This is a genomic window from Heliobacterium chlorum (assembly GCF_014502795.1).
GTDB lineage: Bacteria > Bacillota > Desulfitobacteriia > Heliobacteriales > Heliobacteriaceae > Heliobacterium > Heliobacterium chlorum.
The window spans coordinates 1-1,803 of sequence record NZ_JACVHF010000081.1 but is presented as its reverse complement, the minus strand read 5'-3'; the positions used below and the strand labels follow the sequence as shown (position 1 = coordinate 1,803).

The following is a 1,803-nucleotide window of genomic DNA, read 5'->3' as shown; positions in this document are numbered from 1 at the left end:
TGTCAAACACCTTTGACTTCGCAATGTCAAACACCTTTGACACTAACTATAACCATAATAACTAGAACCACTCAACAAGAACCAATAACCAGAACACTGCCCAAGGCCAATTACCGGAGATTAATCTTAGAGATTATTCCGGTTATGAACCAAAGAACTGGGGTTACCCCTGTCGCCCTGCACGTCGCCACACGTTCGAACAGAAATTGTTGTTGGCATAATTATCCCAGATGGGCAATTGCTCGCCACGTGTGCCTTGTCGTGGGCAACGGTTTCATTTGAAGGGGTACAAGTGAGAAGCCTCGTCGGTTTAACCGACTAGCCTAATAAGAATGAGGCATATTAGTTGCCTGTGAGCAAAGATGCTAATAAAGCCTCGTCAGTTAAACTGACTAGCATAAGATTTTCCAAAAAGCCGAAGCTGGATTTTTTGTCTTTTAAGGAACGTCGCTTTAACCGACGTTCGTAAGATTTTCAGCGAGCCTACACGTTGCCACACGTTCGAACGGATATTCGCCTTGGTATATTTACCCTACCCTTCCCATTCTCTTGCGACACAGGGCAACGTCCAGGCTCTGTGGGGCAACTGGAGAAATCGAAAAGGGTGTACCTAGTCGTTACACCTTTATATCCAGGAAAGTTCTTCGACGGCTCTAGCCAAATCTTCTTCGCCCGGCATCGTGTACCGGCTAGTCATGGAGAGATTGGGAGAGCCGTCTTTTTTCATATGGCCCATCAACCGGGCGATCACATCCAGCGGAATTTTCCGCACGGCTAATTCATGGCCGAAGCTGTGGCGCAGGGTATGGCAAGTAAGATGGTCGATACCGGTCAGCTTCGCATATTTGGCAATCAAAAAGGAAACCCCACGGGGACTTATCCGTTCGCTTCGTTGGGAGCAAAAAAGGTAGTCACTGTTGGTATTGCGGGATTCCACATATCGCTGGAGGACTCGACGGCAATCCACGTTCAACGGGATTTCACGATATTTGCTGTGTTTGCCGTTGGGGATGACCAGCGTTCCTTTGCGATCGCTGATTGTGATGTCTTTCAACCGGATATCGCAGAGTTCCTGAACGCGGACGCCAGTATGGAGCATCAAGGTAACCATCACCAGTTCACGGATTTTGCCATGTTGGCGCACGGCTCGGATGAGAGTGTTCTGCTCATTACGGTTCAGCCACTTGGGCGTTGCTTGCGGGACGGTGATGCGGTCAACCAGTTCCGCTGGATTATCTGGCACATGGCCGTTATCGGATAGCCAGCGGAAGATGACATTGAGATGGGTTAATGTGAGGGCGACGGTGTTGGGCTTGAAGTTACTGGCCGCGAACCTTTTGAAATTTGCTACGTCCAGTTGTGTGGCCATCTGCGGTTCCATAGGCCCCCCGGTGGGGGTGGGGGCGGGGTGCTCCTTCTCATACCACCGGCTAAACCTAGCCCAACTGTCTTGATAAGAGCGCAGGGTGGTTGGGCTTTTTCCTTGGCGCTGGAGTTTATCGATGAATGCTGCGATCATTACTTCATCCCCTTGCATAGACGCTGAGTAGTTCAGCCGTTATCCCTTCGAAGTATTGGGCTTCGTGGGTCACAGCTTATCTCTACCCAGCGACTAATGCAACAATAGAGGATGAGTTGCCGGAAGAATAACAGGATGCTCATACTGTGAGCACCCGTTGGCTACATATCGGCCAGCATCTTTTTCAGATTGTCGATTTCGGCTTCGATCGCTTCGTTGGAACGGGCATCCTCTATCTTAGCCTCAACCTTCTGCACTTCCGTCAACCGGCCCTGGTTCTTCAT

At 50.0% G+C, this 1,803-nt stretch carries 1 protein-coding gene; it reads right to left on the bottom strand.

All coding sequences use genetic code 11. The features are described 5' to 3' along the window. Window positions 1-625: 625 nt before the first annotated feature. Window positions 626-1,519, bottom strand: coding sequence for a tyrosine-type recombinase/integrase (locus H1S01_RS20010; protein ID WP_188042142.1), 894 nt, complete (start codon window positions 1,517-1,519; stop codon window positions 626-628). Window positions 1,520-1,803: the final 284 nt, after the last annotated feature.